The sequence below is a fragment of the Phenylobacterium sp. GW821-FHT12F10 genome (assembly GCF_058806695.1).
In genome coordinates this window covers 1,221,716-1,236,532 of sequence record NZ_JBXAPY010000001.1, presented here as the reverse complement: position 1 = coordinate 1,236,532, position 14,817 = coordinate 1,221,716, and the positions used below count along the sequence as shown (strand labels likewise).

The following is a 14,817-nucleotide window of genomic DNA, read 5'->3' as shown; positions in this document are numbered from 1 at the left end:
CCCATGACGGGGGGCCGGGCACGACACCAACGGCGTCGGCCCGGCCAAGGTTCCGAGGTTAGAACTTCCGCGTGTAGCCCACGGCCCAGACGTCGGCGTTCTCGCTGGAATCCTTGAAGTCGTGGCGGGTGTAGTCCAGCCGCACGCCGTTCTTGTCGTCCAGGAAGTACTGGCCGCCGACGCCGTAGTTCCAGCTGTCGCCGTCGTCGGCCGCGGAGGTCCCGGCGGCCGAGGCCTTGATCTTGGAATTGCCGTAGCCGACGCGGGCGAACAGATCGGCCTGGGGCGAGATCGGCAGATAGCCGACGCCGTAGATGGCGGCCTGGTGCTGCAGCTTCACATTGACCGGCGTGCCGGCCACGTTGGTGTCGTCCGACTTGACCCCGCCGGCCAGTTCGCCCTCGACGCCGAGATATTGGCCGAAGCGGGCGCCCAGGCGGCCCTGGATCGCGCCCAGGTTCACGTCGTCGATATTGGCGTTCGCATAGCCGAGCGAGCCGTAGACGGTGGTGGGCGACAGGCTCTGGGCCGAGGCGATGGCGGGGATGGACAGGGTCAGGGCGGTCGTTGCCGCAAGCGCGATGAGAGACTTCATTTGATACTCCAACGTCAGGTTCAGCTCCCCAGCACCGCCCAAGTGGGCCTCAAACACGGCGGGGGAAGGTCTGTTCCTCGACATTGGGCGGAAACATTGTGGCGGCCGGCGCCCTGTGACTCCTGGGCCACAGATCGGGGACGCGGGCGGCCCACCGGCGGACCGGTGTTCCGTCCGCGCCGCCAAGATCGCCCTCCCCCGTCGCCGGGGAAGGGCTTTTTCAGGCTTTAGAACTTGCGGGTGTAGGCGACGGCCCAGACGTCAGCGTTGTCGCTGGAGTCCTTGAAGTCGTGACGCGTGTAGTCGACGCGCACGCCGTTCTTGTCGTCGAAGAAGTACTGGCCGCCGACGCCGTAGTTCCAGCTGTCGCCGTCATCGGCGGCGGAGGAGCCGAGGGCCGAGGCTTCCAGCTTGGAATTGCCGTAGCCGACGCGGGCCAGCAGGTCGAACTGCGGGTTCAGGGGCAGGTAGCCGACGGCGTAGATGGCGACCTGGTGCTTCAGCTTCACGTCGACCTTGATCCCCGAGATGGTGACGCTGTCTTCCTTGACGCCGCCGGCGAGTTCGCCTTCGACGCCGACATACTGGCCGAAGCGGGCGCCCAGGCGGCCCTGGATGGCGCCGAGGTTCACGTCGTCGATATTGGCGTTGGCGTAGCCGAGCGAGCCGTAGACGGTGGTGGGCGACAGGCTCTGGGCCGAGGCGGCGGCCGGGATGGCGAGAACGGCGGCGGTGGCGGCGAGAACGATGAGAGACTTCATTTTTTTGGAACTCCAACTCTGGGTTTCATTGCCCAGCTCCGCCCAAATGGCATGCACCGACCGCGAAACAAGCCTACCGATTGGGCAAAACCCGCAAATCGCAAGGTCCGGCGCGGCGTGTGCCTAAACGGCCACAGGCTTGAACCGGTGAGAATCGCCCGCGCCGCCAATGTCGGGCAGGCAACTTAAAGGCGAAGAAGCAAGCCCGATTCAAAAGCTTAGCCTTGGCGTAACGGCGTGATCGGCGCGATCTGTCGGCCCCGCGCCGCCTGCGTGCTATCAACGGCGCCTGACTCCCCCTGACGGGGGGCCATGTATCGGGAGACGACCGCTTTGGAATCAGCCGTGATCGCGGCCACCGGCCTCTACACCCCGCCCCAGACCGTCTCGAACGCCGAGCTGGTGGAGGCCTTCAACACCTATGTGGCCAATTTCAACACCGAGCACGCCGACGCCATCGCGGCGGGCCAGGTCGAGGCCCTGACCCCCTCCTCCGTGGAGTTCATCGAGAAGGCCTCGGGGATCAAGTCGCGCCATGTGGTGGACAAGGCCGGTGTGATCGATCCGGCCGTGATGACCCCGCGCATCCCCGAGCGGCCAAATGACGAGATCTCGATCATGGCCGAGATCGGCGTGGCCGCCGCCCGCGACGCCATCGCCCGCTGGGGCAAGGACGCCAGCCAGATCGACGCGGTGATCTGCGCGGCCTCGAACATGCAGCGGGCCTATCCGGCCATGGCCATCGAGATCCAGCAGGCCCTGGGGATCGAGGGCTTCGGGTTCGACATGAACGTGGCCTGCTCCTCGGCCACCTTCGGGATCAAGACGGCGGCCGACTACATCGCCACGGGTTCGGCCCGGGCGGTGCTGGTGGTCAATCCGGAGATCACCTCGGGCCACCTGAACTTCCGCGACCGCGACAGCCACTTCATCTTCGGCGACGTGGCCACCGCCGTCATCGTCGAGCGGGCCGACCTGGCCAAGCCCGGCCAGGGCTGGGAGATCCTCGGCACGCGGCTGAAGACCCAGTTCTCCAACAATATCCGCAACAATTTCGGCTTTCTGAACCGCGCCGCGCCCGAGGGGATCGGGGCGCCCGACAAGCTGTTCGTGCAGGAGGGCCGCAAGGTGTTCCGCGAGGTGGTGCCGATGGTGTCGGAGATGATCGTCGACCACGCCGGCGACCTGGGGCTCGATCCCACGGGGCTCAAGCGCCTGTGGCTGCATCAAGCCAACATCAACATGAACCTGATGATCGGCAAGAAGGTGCTGGGGCGCGACCCCGAGCCCGGCGAGAACGTCATCATCCTCGACACCTACGCCAACACCTCCTCGGCCGGATCGATCATCGCCTTCCACAGCGCCAACGAGGATTTCGCCGCCGGGGACACCGGCCTGATCTGCTCCTTCGGAGCGGGCTATTCGGCGGGCACGGTGTTCGTCAGGAAGCGGTAGGCCGCAGGGCCTTGGTGCGGAACCACTTGGAGATCACCCACTTCTCGCCGGAGGTGGGGGGCGAGCCCTCGTGCAGGGTGCGGGGGTCCATGGTTCCGTCGGCGGTGACGCTGTCGAAGATCAGCGCCCCGCCCGAGGGCGGCCGGTAGGCGGCGTCCAGGCGCGGGAACAGGGTCGCCCCGCCCTCGAAGCCGTCGTTGAGATAGACCAGCAGGGTGCGCACCCGCTGGCCCATGACCTCGAGCTGGCGGGCGTTCTCCGGGGTGTCGGGGATGTAGTCCATGTGCGGACGGTAGCGCTCGCCCGGGGCGTAGTGGAGGACGCCAAGACCCTCGGCGTTCTCCGCCGGCATGCCGGCCGCCTGACTGATGCGCAGATTGACCAGCTCCAGGATGACGTCGGAATCCACCAGGCCGAAGTGCATGACCCGGTTGGAACGCTCGTCCTTCACCCGCTCGGCGCCGTCGTCGTCCACCACCATGCCGCGGTCCAGGGCCGGCTCGGCCAGCGCCATGACATAGCCGCAGACCCAGGCGGGCAGCAGGTCGGGGATGGACAGGATGCGCGGGCTCTCGCTCTCCACCTTGCGCGCCACCGGGGCGGCGAAGGCCGAGAGGTCGGCGGCCGCGGCGATGGCGTCCCAGTCGAAGGCCGGTACGGTCGGGGCGCGGTCGGCCAGGGCCGCCAGGGCCGGCTCGAAGCCGGTGGCCGCCGCAGCCGACAGGGCCGCCAGGGACAGGTCCGGGTCGCCGCACAGCAGGCCGAGCTGGCAGGCCGCGCGGCCGTCGCCGGCCTCGGCGGCCCGGGCCAGCCAGTAGAGGGCCCGGCCGAGGTTGCGCGGCGTGCCCACCGCGCCGGAATCGACGATGGCGGCCAGGTGCAGGGCGAAGGGGTCGCCGGCCTGGGCCGCCTGGACGATGCGCGCCACGCCGAGGGCCGGCGCCTTGGGGGTGATGTGCCCCACCAGCTGCCAGAGCCCCAGGCGCGAGACGGCGGGCATCCAGCCCCCCTGGGCGGCGCGGACCATCCAGTCGAGGGCGGCCTTGGACTGGCCCTGGGAATCCAGGGCTTCGGCCAGGGCCATCTGGGCCTCGGCGTCGCCGGCCAGGGCCGCGCGGTTGGCTTCGTCGAAGGTGAGGATGCGTTGGGTCAGGGGACCATCTCGGGCTTGGGGTGGGCGGCCTTCCAGTCCATGGCCATGCGCACGCGGTTGCCCACGGCCGGGTGATCATAGAACAGGATCTCCTCCAGCTTGGAGGGGGTGGCGGCGCGGTATTCGATGGTCTTGACCAGGGCCTTGGCCAGGCCGTCGGGCTCGTTCACCCGCTCCAGGGAGAACTTGTCGGCGTCGGTTTCGGCCAGGCGCACCATGGAGGAGGTGATCGGCGTCCCAACCAGCGCGAGGACCGCGATGATGATGGAGATCACCGGGAAGCCGGCGGGGTCGGAGAGCCCCTGGACGCCCTTGGCGCCCACCAGGGCCGCGACGGGGGCGAACAGGCGGTCCACGAGGAAGAAGCTGATCAGGGCCAGCAGGCCGAAGCCCGAGGCCAGCCAGACGGCGTGCATGTGGACATAGTGGCCCATCTCGTGGCCCACGACGCCCTTCACCTCGGCGAGGTCGGCGCCCTGCTTGAACATGGTGTCGCTCATCGCCACCCGCGCGGTGCCGAACAGGCCCGAGACATTGGCGGTGTAGCGGTTGGACTGCTTGGAGCCGTTGTAGACATAGATCTTGTCCGACGGCACGCCATTGGCCTTGGCCATGGCCACCACGGTGTCGCGCACCGGGCCGGGCGGGGCCGGGGTGTAGGTGTTGAACAGCGGCTCGATGAAGACCGGCGACAGCACCATCATCACCATGAAGACCACGGCCACCAGGCCGCCGCCCCACAGCCACCAGGTCTTCGGCGCGCGGCGGATCAGGGCGTAGAGGCCCGCGGCCAGGATCACCGAGATGACCAGCGAGATGGCCATCATCATCAGGTGCTCGGTCATCCAGCCCGCCAGGGGCTGGCTGGTGAGGCCGTAGCCCTTCTCCCGCCACCAATCCTCATAGACCGACCAGGGCAGGCCCAGCACGCCCTCGACGATACCGTCCACCAGCAGGACCACCAGGGCGGCCAGCCAGGGCCGGCTCTTCTTGGCCTCGATCCAGGTCCGCAGCTTCACCAGGACGCCGGAGCGCAGCACCAGCCAGGCGATGACCACCGCCACCACCGCGCTCCAGAGCAGGACCCAGTGGCCGCCCTGGGTGTAGGCCGTGGCCTTGGCGTGGGCCTCCGGCGGCAGCACCGCGAGATAGGCCTGCGTCGCCGCGGCCGGATCGAATTGGGCCATGCCCCGTCCCTCCCGAATAAGGGGTGGAAAAAGCCAGATAACCCCCGGCTTGTCAGGTGAAATTTGTCTCATGCGCCGGCGGGCCTTTCCCCGCCGGGACCACCGGGAGATAAAGGCCGATGACCGTGATCCTGGCCATCCACGCCCATCCCGACGACATCGAGACCCTGGGGGCCGGGACGCTCGCCCTGCTGGCGGCCAAGGGCCACGCGATCAAGATCGTCACGGTGACGGCCGGCGATTGCGGCTCGGCGGAGATGGACCTGGCGGCCACGGCCAAGGTCCGCCGGGGCGAGGCCGCCGCGGCCGCGGCCCTGATCGGCGCCGACTACCGCTGCGCCGACATCCCCGACCTGGCGGTGTTTAACGACGATCCCTGCCGGCGGCGGGTGACGGAGATGGTCCGCTGGGCGGCGCCCGACATCGTGCTGACCGCCTCGCCGGCCGACTACCATCCCGACCACGAGGCGACGAGCGTGCTGGTGCGCGACGCCTGTTTCGCCGCCTCGGTCCCCAACTACAAGACCGGCGAGGCCCAGGTGCTGGCGGGAATCCCGCACCTCTATTTCATGGACCCCATCGGCGGCCGCGACCGCGAGGGGGCCCGGGTGGCGCCCGACTTCGGCGCCGAGGTGGGCGACCACTTCGCCACCAAGCAGGCCATGCTGGCCGCCCACGCGAGCCAGGACAGCTGGGTCTCCCAGCAGCACGACATCAGCGACCACCAGGCCTCGATGGAGGCCTGGACCCGCCGGCGGGGCCGGTACTTCGGCGTTCCCCTGGCCGAGGGCTTCCGCCAGTACCGCCACCACCCCTACCCCCGCACGCCCCTGCTGCAGGAGTTGCTGGGGGAGGCCCTGGTCAGCCCCCTCCCCTGAAAAACAATCGCGTCCGCCTGTCGGACGTCGGCGCCCCGCCTCGTCCTTGGGGAAAGCTTGTAAGGAATCCCGCCATGTCGACCCTGTTGAAGACCCTGCTGGCCGCCGCCGCCGGCCTCGCCCTCTCCCAGGCCGCGCCGGCCTCCGCCCTGGCGGCTGGCGGCGCCTGCCCGCCCGGCGTGCCGCAGGGGATCTTCTGCGGCGAGAAGGACGCGAGCCTGGCGCCGGCCGGGACCTACGCCATGGACACCCAGCACGCCGCCGTCGTCGCCCGGGTGTCGCACATGGGCTATTCCATCAGCGTCTTCCGCTTCGACAAGGCCACGGCGACCCTGACCTGGGATCCGGCCGCGCCCGCCAAGTCGTCGGTCACGGCCTCGGTGGAGACCGCCTCGATCACCAGCAACGTCCCCGGCTTCGCCACAGAGATCGCCGACAAGTACCTGATGTCCAAGGCCAATCCGACGGCCAGCTTCACCTCCACCGCCTTCCGCCGGACCGACGCCACCCACGGCCAGGTGGAGGGTAAGCTGACCCTGATGGGCAAGACCGCGCCCCTGACCTTCGACGTCGTCCTGGTGGGCGCCGGCAAGGCCTTCGGCGCGCCGCGCATCGGCATGACGGCGCGCGGCTGGATCAAGCCCGCCGACTACGGCATGCCCGCGGTGTTCGCCGACCCCATCGAGCTGGTGATCGACGCGGAGTTCGAGAAGCAGGGGTGAGGACGAGGCGCGCTGGAACGGGTTCGCGGACCTTGGCGAAGTCGTCCCGCCGCGCTCGTTGGACTGCTTGATCGGTTCTGGGCATGCCGGTGCGCAATGTGTAGGGATGCATCATCCCCGCAATTGTGCCGATGGAGCGCTGGGTCGCATGACAGCGTACGTCGAGGCCGGCATCCCCGGCGAAATGGTCGCGCGCGTGCGTGACATGGACTGGTCGAAGACGGCGCTCGGCGCCCAGGCCGCGTGGCCGCAGCGGCTGAGCGGCGCCGTCGATGTCGTCCTGGCGGGCGGCTTTCCCGCCATCGTCCTTTGGGGCGAGGACCTCGTGCAGATCTACAATGACGGCTACCGCACGCTGATGGGCGACAAGCACCCTCAGGGGCTGGGCCAAGCGAAACGCGAGTGCTGGCCGGAAGTCTGGCACATCAACGAGCCCATCTACCAGCGGGTCCTGGCCGGCGAGTCGTGCGATTTCCAGGACGCCCTCTATCCCCTCGTGCGCAACGGGGCCTTGGAGGACGCCTGGCTGACCCTGGCCTACAGCCCGCTGCGGGACGACGACGGCCTGATCGCCGGCGTGCTGGTCACCGTCATCGAGACCACCGCCCGGGTGCTGGCCGATCGGAAGATGACCGCCCAGGCGGACCAGCAGCATCGCAATCTTCAGCAGATGCCCGGCTTCGTCGCTGTGCTGTCGGGCCCAGACCACACCTACGCCTACGTCAACGACGCCTATGTGGAGCTGGCCGGATCGCGAACCTATCTGGATCGAACGGTTAGGGAGGTGTTCCCCGACCTGTCGGACCAGGCCTTCTTCGCCCTGCTCGATCAAGTCTATGCCAGCGGCGAGTCCTTCGCGGCGCGCGACATGTCCATCTCACTGAAGGGCGAGGCCGACGAGCGCTTCCTGGATTTCCTCTACCATCCCATCCGCGGCGACGACGGCCAGGTCACCGGCATCTTCGTCGGGGGTTACGATGTCAGCGAGCGGGTCCGCGCCGAGGCGCGCCTGCGCGACTCCGACGCAACCCTGCGGGCCCTCGTCCTCGACCTGGAGAACCAGGTGGCGGAGCGCGCCCGCGAGCGCGGCAGGACATGGGACGTCAGCCCCTACCTGCTGTCGGTCATATCCCTCGACGACGGCCGCTTCCTCTCGGTCAACGACGCCTGGACACAGGCGCTGGGATGGCCGACCGATCAGCTCGTCGGGAAATTCTACGGCGAGTTCCTGCACCCCGACGATGCGCTGGCCAGCGACGACGCCTTTGATGGCGTGAGGATCGGCGCCCCGGTGCTGAATTTCGAGAACCGCTACCGCACCTCGGCCGGCGACTATCGCTGGCTGTCCTGGGTGGGTGTCCCCGCGGATGGCAAGCTCTACTCCACCAGCCGCGACATCACCGAAGAGCGCCTGCGGGCGGCCGAGCTGGAGCAGGCCCAGGAATCTCTTCGCCAGTCCCAGAAGCTCGAAGCCCTGGGCCAGCTGACCGGCGGGGTGGCGCACGACTTCAACAACCTGCTCACCATCATCCGCTCCGCCTCGGACTTCCTGCGCCGCCCGGATTTGGCGGAGGAACGCCGCGCCCGCTACGTCGAGGCGATCGCCGTGACGGTCGATCGGGCCGCGGCGCTGATCCATCAGCTCCTGGCCTTCGCCCGGCGCCAGCCGCTCAAGCCGCAACTGTTCGACGTCAGCGCCCAGGTCCAGGACATCACGCGGCTGATCCAACCCCTGGTCGGCAGCCGAATCGACATTGTCGTGGACGCCGACCCGGGCCTGGTCGCCAGCGCCGATGTCGGCCAGTTCGAAACCGCCATCGTCAACCTGGCGGTCAACGCGCGCGACGCCATGTCCGGCGAAGGCAAGCTCACCATCACCGTCAGGGCCGCGAACAAGGTGCCGGCGCTCCGCAGCCACCCGCCCCAGATCGGCCGGTTCGTCGCCATCTCCGTCTTGGACACGGGATCGGGTATCGCCGCGGAAAAGCTGGATCAGATCTTCGAACCCTTTTTCACCACCAAGGCGGTCGGAGCAGGGACCGGCCTCGGGCTCAGCCAAGCCTTCGGATTCGCCAAGCAGTCGGGAGGCGAGATCGCCGTGACCAGCCGGCCTGGCGCGGGCGCGACATTCACCATCTACCTGCCGCTAGTCGACGCCGCGGCCGACGATGACACCGGCGAGGCCGTCGCAAAGCCGCCGGCGTCTGGGGGCGAGGGGCGCTTTGTCCTGGTGGTCGAGGACAATGCGGCGGTCGGCGAATTCACCACCGAACTGCTCCATGATCTCGGCTACGCCACCCACTGGGTCATCGGCGCGACCGAAGCACTGGCCGTGCTGAAGCAGTATCCCGCTCGGTTCAACCTGGTCTTCTCCGATGTCGTCATGGCCGGCATGAACGGCCTCGAGCTGGCGACACGCATCCGGGCGAAATACCCGAACCTGCCGGTGGTGCTCACCAGCGGCTACAGTGAGGTGCTCGCGCAGGAAGGCCATCGCGGCTTCGAGCTCATCCAAAAGCCCTACTCGGTCGAGGCCCTCTCGCGCGTACTTCACCAGGCCATCGAAAAGGGCGCGACGTCCTAGGCGTCGACGCGGCGCGCGTCGGCCTGCACCCTTCCCGGACGTTCCAAGGGTCGGCGATGTCTCACCCCGGTCCGGTGGGACGTTCATCGAAGGAGCGGGCGTCGGGTTCGTCGCGGTCCCAGTCGGCCCTCGAGGCGCAGAACAGGTGCGTGCGAACACCCTTGCCGAGGGGCTCGTCGAGGGTCCCCGCCGTGACATAGACATTCCGCGCGTCCGTTTCGGCCGGGAGCGGCGTGCCGCAGGTCCGGCAACGGGTGATGGCGTAGGTCTCGCGCAGGGCGAAGGTGACGCCGTGATCCTCCCCCCTCACCCAGCGAAACCGGTCCACCGGGACGATCAGGATGGCGTTTCCGTTCGCGCCCGAGGCCTTGCGGCACAGCGAGCAGTGGCAGACCCAGACGCCATCCAGATCGCCGTCGATCTCATAGGCCCTGGCGCCACAGAGACAGCTGCCGGTCCGAACGGTCATTGGCTTTCCCCCGCGGGCTATCCCCGGCGGCATCGGAACGTGAAGCGCGGCGGAATGCAATCTCCGCCCGTCCTCGCACTTCAACGAGGGCTTGAAACAGCGTCGGGAAGCCGCGAGCCTCCGCCATTCGGAGGGGCCCATTCCGCCATTGGCCATGTTCGGGCGAATGGCGGTCCCGGCGTCGTCCCCGATCGCGGAGAAGGACGCGCGCAGATGATCTTGCCCCATCGGCCGAGCGCCGTGGTCTTCGATATGGACGGCCTGCTATTCGACACCGAGGCGCTCTGGCAGGCGGCGCTGCTGGCCGCCGCCGCCGAAGCTGGGCATGAGATTCCGGACGCGGTCTACGATGGGTCCATCGGGGTGCGGCGCTCGCAGTGCGGGGGCCTGTTCCGCTCGCACTTCGGCGAGGATTTTCGCTTCGAGGATTTCCACGCCGACTGGCGGCGCCATTTCTGGGCGATCGCTGAGAAGGACCTGGCCCTCAAGCCCGGCGTGTTCGAGCTGCTGGAGGTCCTGGACCAGGTCCGGCTGCCGCGCGCCATCGCCACCTCGTCCTCCCGCGCCACGGTCGAGCGTCACCTGACCGCCCACGGCCTCAGGGATCGCTTCGACCAGATCGTCTGCCGGGGCGACTACGAGAATGGCAAACCCGCCCCCGACCCCTTCCTGAGGGCGGCCGAACGGCTGGGGGTCGAGCCCCGGTCATGCCTGGCGCTGGAGGACTCCCATATCGGGATCAGATCGGCGGCGGCGGCGGGCATGATGACCGTGATGGTCCCCGACCTGCTCGAGCCCACCGAGGCGCTTCGCGCCCTGTGCGTCCGTGTCGCGCGGGACCTGCATGAGGTTCGCGACCTGGTCCTGGCGTGTCCGTGAGCACGCCGCGCGCCGATCAGCCGCCCGAGGCGGCGAGGAAGACCGCGTACTGGGCGTCGAAGGCGCGCCGGTAGGCCGGCCGGGCCTCGGCCCGGGCGACATAGGCCGCCAGGTTCGGATATTCCGCCACCAGGCCCGAGGCGCCCAGCCGCTGCAGCACCGAGACCATCATCAGGTCCCCGGCGCTGAACGCCCCGTCCAGCCAGTCGGCCTCGCCCAGGCGGTTGGAGAGTTGGGCGAGCCGGACGCGGATGGTGTCATGGATCAGGGGCAGGCGCTCGCCGAACCAGCCTTTGTCGCGCTCGGTGAACATGGCGGTCTGCAGCTCCAGGATCGGGGGCTCCACGGTGTTGAGCGCCGCGAACATCCAGTTGATGGCGCGGGCCCGGGCGTCGGCGTCGTCGGGCAGCAGGCCGGCGTGCTGCTGGGCGACGTACAGGATGATCGCGCCGCTCTCGAACAGGGCCAGGCCGCCGTCCTCATAGGTCGGGATCTGCCCGAAGGGATGCAGGGCCAGGTGGGCCGGCTCCTTCATCTCGGCGAAGGTCAGCAGCCGCACGTCATAGGCCTGGCCGACCTCCTCCAAGGCCCAGCGGACCCGCATGTCGCGGGCCAGGCCCCGGCCACGGTCGGGGGAGGCCTTGAAGGCGGTGATGGTGGGGCTCATCGGGCCGCTCCGGAAGCGGCGTCGCGCGTGGCGTGGGTCTCTCGCACTGTCTGTCTCCGCGTCTTCTCCGCCCCACAGGACGAACGGCCTAGGCGCCTTCCGACACCGGCTGGCGTTTTCGCCCCGGAACGCCACCCTTCGGACCCTCCAGAAGCCAGGCTGAGAGGCTGGCGATGGTGGTGAAGCCGAGGCTCTCATAGAGCCGCAGCCCCGCCTCGGTCGCGCCCAGGTGGAAACGCACGACACCCCGCCTCCGATAGTCGGCCATCACCTGGGTCAGCAGGGCGCGGCCCCAGCCGCCGCGCTGGCGATCCGGCGGCGTGGCCATCAGCGAGATTCCCGCCGTGTTCCCGGTGGGCGTCACCGTGACCGCGCTCATCGGCCGCTCGCCGTCCCAGGCGATCCAGGTCTCCACTCCGGCGGTCTCGGTGACGCAGACATCGATGCAGCGGGCGAGGACGTCGCGGGGCGAGTCGAAGGCTGCGGCGGCGAGATCGCCGGCTATGGCCACCAGCTCGGGTCCCAGGGCGCGGGTGATCTTCACCGGCCGGCTCGGCGTGACCGGCGTCCCGGCCCGCAGCACCATCAGCGGCGAGGTCCCCACCGGCGCCAGTCCCAGCTGCATCGCCACCGGCGCCAGCGCCTCGGCCACCCGCGGCGGCATGACGGCGATCATCGGGAGGCCCCGCGCCCTGGCCCGCGCCACCGACGAGATCAGGAACGTCTCGGCCTCGGGTCCCGCGCCCAGGGTCAGCCTGTTGAAGTCGGGCGAGGGCTCGCCGGTCAGGCCCAGGACGCAGTCCCGCGTCAGCCGCATCTCGACCCCCGGCACATCGCCCATCTGGGCGACGAGGGCGCGCACGCAGAGCCGCATCAGTTCGTCGGTCTCGTCCATGAATCTCGCCCCCGCGCCCTTTGCCGCGAGCTTGCCACCCTTCCCGGAGGCGGGAAACGTCCGCGTCGCCTTTGCGGCTTGTCGCCCGCGCGCCTCCTGTTAAATTGAATTCAATTCAGCGCTGGACTCCCCAATGGCCACGACCAAGATCGGCACGCGCGAGCGCTTGATCGCCGCCGCTCAGGAGGAGTTGATCCACGGCCACGGGCTGCTGGAGATGCAGGCCGTCGCCAAGCGGGCCAAGGTCTCGGTCGGCCTGGCCTATCACCACTTCGGATCCAAGGCGGGGCTCATCGCCGCGGTGGTGGAGCGCTTCTACAACCGGCTGGAGGACACAGCCTTCAGTCCCTCCAAGCTGGTCTCCCCGGACTGGGCGGGGCGGGAGAAGGAGCGGCTCGCCGCCTATATCGCCTTCCACTACGACCACCCCTTCGCGCCCCTGGTGGTCGGCCCCTTGAGCCGGGCCGCCGAGGTGCTGGATGTCGAGCAGGCCTTCACCAAGCGGCAGCTCACCGCCGGCGCGCACAATCTGCGGGTGGGGCAGCGGGAGGGCGTCATCCCCGCCAACCTCGATCCGCGTCTCACCATCGCCCTGATGATCGGCGGCATCCGCCAGGCGCTGATCGGCGCCCTGACCAGCCCCCACCGCCCCGACCGTGGCGTGCTGACCGACAAGATCTGGGTCTTCGTCGCCGGCGCCCTGCGCCTGCCGGCCCCCGAGGCGGGATCGCCGGCGTGACCTGACAGCGAACATCCCAGGCCAGAAAGGAACCGACGCCGTGGCCGATCCGCACGACTTTCATGAACCGAAGTCCAGCTACACGAGGGACGACCTGATCCTGTCGAGCCGAGGCGGCTATTTCGGGCCCGGCAACGCGCAACTGCCGGCCCCGCCCATGCTGATGATGGACAGGATCACGGCGCTGAGCCTCGACGGCGGGGAATTCGGCAAGGGCCACATCGTGGCCGAGCTGGATATCACCCCGGACCTCTGGTTCTTCGCCTGCCACTTCCCGGGCGACCCGATCATGCCGGGCTGCCTGGGGCTGGACGCCATGTGGCAGATGCTGGGCTACTGGCTGGGCTGGTCGGGGTCGCCGGGCAAGGGCCGCGCCCTGGGCGGCGAGATCAGGTTCCGGGGCGACATCACGCCCGACACCCGCCTGGTGCGCTACGAGGTGAACGTGCGCCAGGCCCGGCGCGGCCAGCTCGCGCTCGGGGTCGCGACGGGCCAGCTGTTCGCCGACGGCGCCTGTGTCTATGCCGCCAGCGACCTGAGGGTCGGGATGATCCGGCCCGCGGACTGAAGCGGCCTCCCGGCCCCGGGCGTTGACTATAATTTACAATTGTAGTTTCTTAGGTTTACAAATGTAAATCTGGAGGGCGCGCGGCGCCGATCGGAGAGATCCATGAAAAGTCCATCGGCCCCGATGCTGCTGAGCGTTTCGATCGCCGCGGTCCTGATCGCCGCGAGCCCGGCGTCGGCGGGGCCCGACGAGGCGGCGCTGGCGAAGATCGAACACGACTTCGCCGAGATGCAGATCACCCAGGATCCAAAGACCCTGGCGCGAGTCGCCGCGCAGATGGACGAGGGGTTTCGCTTCGTGGACCCGGCCAGCCGCGACGCTGGCGCCTCGAAGGCGCAACTGCTCGGCCTGATCGGGTCCGGCAAGCTGGTGGTGGAGTCGATGGAGTTTCGGCCCTTCACCATCCAGATCTTCGGGTCGACCGCCATCGTCGAGGGGGTCAATACGGGACGCGCGACCTTCGCGGGGACGGACGTCAGCGGGACCTTCGCCTGGGTGGACGTGTTCGAGAAGCGCGACGGCCAGTGGATCTGGCTGTTCAGCCAGAGCGGCAAGGTCGGCGACCGGCTGTCGGACAGGGACGCCTGCAGCCGGCCGCCCTGCCCGACGGTGCATCCGGGCTTTTCGATCCGCCGGTAGGGGCGACGGTCTACAGGTTCTCGATCTCGCAGCCGAGGGTCCCGGCGATGGCCTCGGCCAGGATCTTGCGATGGCAGCCGCAGGCGTCGGCCTCGTAGCAGAGCAGGGCCGTCTTGCGGTCGGCGGCGATGGCGGTGGCGCGGGCCAGTTCGAGCTGGGCGGCGGGCTCGGCCATGTGGGCCTCGAAGATCTCCGTCATCTCGCCGATGCGGCCCTTGCGGGCGGCCTCGCGGCCCGGCTTGGGCGTGCCGAGCTGGCGCAGGTGGAGGTACTCGATCCCGGCCTGGGCCAGGCTGGCGGCCAGCAGGGTCTTGGAAAAGCCGGCGCGGCGGGACGCGGCCACGGCGCGGACGTCGATCAGGACAGCGACCTGGGCGGCCTTCAGGCGGGCGATCACCGCGTCCTGGGTGGCGCTCTCATAGCCGATGGTGGCAAGGGGGATTTGGCTAGGCATTTCCGTAAGATAGGGACAGGTGGTCATATCGCCAGCGGCGCCGTTGAAAACCCTCCCTCCCCTTCATGGGGAGGGGACGATCGCGACGCGATCAGGGGTGGGGAATCCTGACAGCGCCCCCGCGTCCGAAGCGTCGCTTCGTCCACCCTCCCCATGAAGGGGAGGCAGATGC

At 69.0% G+C, this 14,817-nt stretch carries 16 protein-coding genes; 8 read left to right on the top strand and 8 right to left on the bottom strand.

Annotated elements, in window-relative coordinates:
* Positions 1-58: 58 nt before the first annotated feature.
* Together AC1RN5_RS06200 and AC1RN5_RS06195 are read right to left on the bottom strand one after the other, a co-directional pair.
* On the bottom strand, positions 59-595 hold the full coding sequence (locus AC1RN5_RS06200; protein WP_493040385.1) for a porin family protein: 537 nt from the start codon (positions 593-595) through the stop codon (positions 59-61).
* 227 nt (positions 596-822) lie between these two features.
* The gene (locus AC1RN5_RS06195) at positions 823-1,356 is read right to left on the bottom strand and encodes a porin family protein (protein ID WP_493040384.1); all 534 of its coding nucleotides are present in this window, start codon (positions 1,354-1,356) and stop codon (positions 823-825) included.
* Between the two features lie 333 nt (positions 1,357-1,689).
* Here AC1RN5_RS06195 and AC1RN5_RS06190 point away from each other — a divergent pair, with 333 nt between their 5' ends.
* Positions 1,690-2,811 carry a beta-ketoacyl-ACP synthase III gene (locus AC1RN5_RS06190; RefSeq protein WP_493040383.1) on the top strand — a complete coding sequence of 374 codons (1,122 nt, stop codon included), beginning with the start codon at positions 1,690-1,692 and terminating at the stop codon, positions 2,809-2,811.
* On the opposite strand, the gene AC1RN5_RS06185 is transcribed toward AC1RN5_RS06190, so the two are convergent.
* Positions 2,798-3,895 carry a 2OG-Fe(II) oxygenase gene (locus tag AC1RN5_RS06185; RefSeq protein WP_493040382.1) on the bottom strand — a complete coding sequence of 366 codons (1,098 nt, stop codon included), beginning with the start codon at positions 3,893-3,895 and terminating at the stop codon, positions 2,798-2,800. The two genes, AC1RN5_RS06190 and AC1RN5_RS06185, sit on opposite strands and share 14 nt — an antisense overlap.
* Positions 3,896-3,960: 65 nt before the next feature.
* The gene (locus AC1RN5_RS06180) at positions 3,961-5,151 is read right to left on the bottom strand and encodes a M48 family metallopeptidase (RefSeq protein WP_493040381.1); all 1,191 of its coding nucleotides are present in this window, start codon (positions 5,149-5,151) and stop codon (positions 3,961-3,963) included.
* A 119-nt stretch (positions 5,152-5,270) separates the two neighbouring features.
* Between AC1RN5_RS06180 and AC1RN5_RS06175 the strand changes: the two genes are divergently transcribed.
* From AC1RN5_RS06175 to AC1RN5_RS06165, 3 genes are all read left to right on the top strand, one after another.
* Entirely contained in the window at positions 5,271-6,029 is a 759-nt protein-coding gene (locus AC1RN5_RS06175; RefSeq protein WP_493040379.1) for a PIG-L deacetylase family protein, read from the top strand.
* A 74-nt stretch (positions 6,030-6,103) separates the two neighbouring features.
* A complete protein-coding gene (locus tag AC1RN5_RS06170; RefSeq protein WP_493040378.1) occupies positions 6,104-6,751 on the top strand; it encodes a YceI family protein in 648 nt (215 codons plus the stop codon).
* Positions 6,752-6,818: 67 nt separating this feature from the next.
* The gene (locus AC1RN5_RS06165) at positions 6,819-9,335 is read left to right on the top strand and encodes a PAS domain-containing protein (RefSeq protein ID WP_493040377.1); all 2,517 of its coding nucleotides are present in this window, start codon (positions 6,819-6,821) and stop codon (positions 9,333-9,335) included.
* A 61-nt stretch (positions 9,336-9,396) separates the two neighbouring features.
* Here the strand turns inward: AC1RN5_RS06165 and AC1RN5_RS06160 are convergent, their stop codons facing one another.
* The gene (locus AC1RN5_RS06160) at positions 9,397-9,804 is read right to left on the bottom strand and encodes a GFA family protein (RefSeq protein WP_493040376.1); all 408 of its coding nucleotides are present in this window, start codon (positions 9,802-9,804) and stop codon (positions 9,397-9,399) included.
* A gap of 213 nt (positions 9,805-10,017) precedes the next feature.
* Here AC1RN5_RS06160 and AC1RN5_RS06155 point away from each other — a divergent pair, with 213 nt between their 5' ends.
* Positions 10,018-10,683, top strand: a complete 666-nt coding sequence (locus tag AC1RN5_RS06155) for an HAD family hydrolase (RefSeq protein WP_493040375.1) — start codon at positions 10,018-10,020, stop codon at positions 10,681-10,683.
* A 16-nt stretch (positions 10,684-10,699) separates the two neighbouring features.
* On the opposite strand, the gene AC1RN5_RS06150 is transcribed toward AC1RN5_RS06155, so the two are convergent.
* Together AC1RN5_RS06150 and AC1RN5_RS06145 are read right to left on the bottom strand one after the other, a co-directional pair.
* On the bottom strand, positions 10,700-11,350 hold the full coding sequence (locus AC1RN5_RS06150; protein ID WP_493040374.1) for a glutathione S-transferase family protein: 651 nt from the start codon (positions 11,348-11,350) through the stop codon (positions 10,700-10,702).
* Between the two features lie 88 nt (positions 11,351-11,438).
* On the bottom strand, positions 11,439-12,245 hold the full coding sequence (locus AC1RN5_RS06145) for a GNAT family N-acetyltransferase (protein ID WP_493040373.1): 807 nt from the start codon (positions 12,243-12,245) through the stop codon (positions 11,439-11,441).
* Positions 12,246-12,378: 133 nt separating this feature from the next.
* On the opposite strand from AC1RN5_RS06145, the gene AC1RN5_RS06140 reads away from it, so the two are divergent.
* The 3 genes from AC1RN5_RS06140 (at position 12,379) to AC1RN5_RS06130 (ending at position 14,191) form a co-directional block, all read left to right on the top strand.
* Entirely contained in the window at positions 12,379-12,984 is a 606-nt protein-coding gene (locus AC1RN5_RS06140) for a TetR/AcrR family transcriptional regulator (protein ID WP_493040372.1), read from the top strand.
* Positions 12,985-13,024: 40 nt separating this feature from the next.
* A complete protein-coding gene (gene fabA / locus AC1RN5_RS06135) occupies positions 13,025-13,552 on the top strand; it encodes a bifunctional 3-hydroxydecanoyl-ACP dehydratase/trans-2-decenoyl-ACP isomerase (protein WP_493040371.1) in 528 nt (175 codons plus the stop codon).
* Between the two features lie 102 nt (positions 13,553-13,654).
* On the top strand, positions 13,655-14,191 hold the full coding sequence (locus tag AC1RN5_RS06130; RefSeq protein ID WP_493040370.1) for a nuclear transport factor 2 family protein: 537 nt from the start codon (positions 13,655-13,657) through the stop codon (positions 14,189-14,191).
* A 10-nt stretch (positions 14,192-14,201) separates the two neighbouring features.
* Here AC1RN5_RS06130 and AC1RN5_RS06125 read toward each other — a convergent pair whose 3' ends face one another.
* Complete coding sequence (locus AC1RN5_RS06125; protein WP_493040369.1) at positions 14,202-14,645, bottom strand: DUF488 domain-containing protein; 444 nt, start codon at positions 14,643-14,645, stop codon at positions 14,202-14,204.
* Positions 14,646-14,817: the final 172 nt, after the last annotated feature.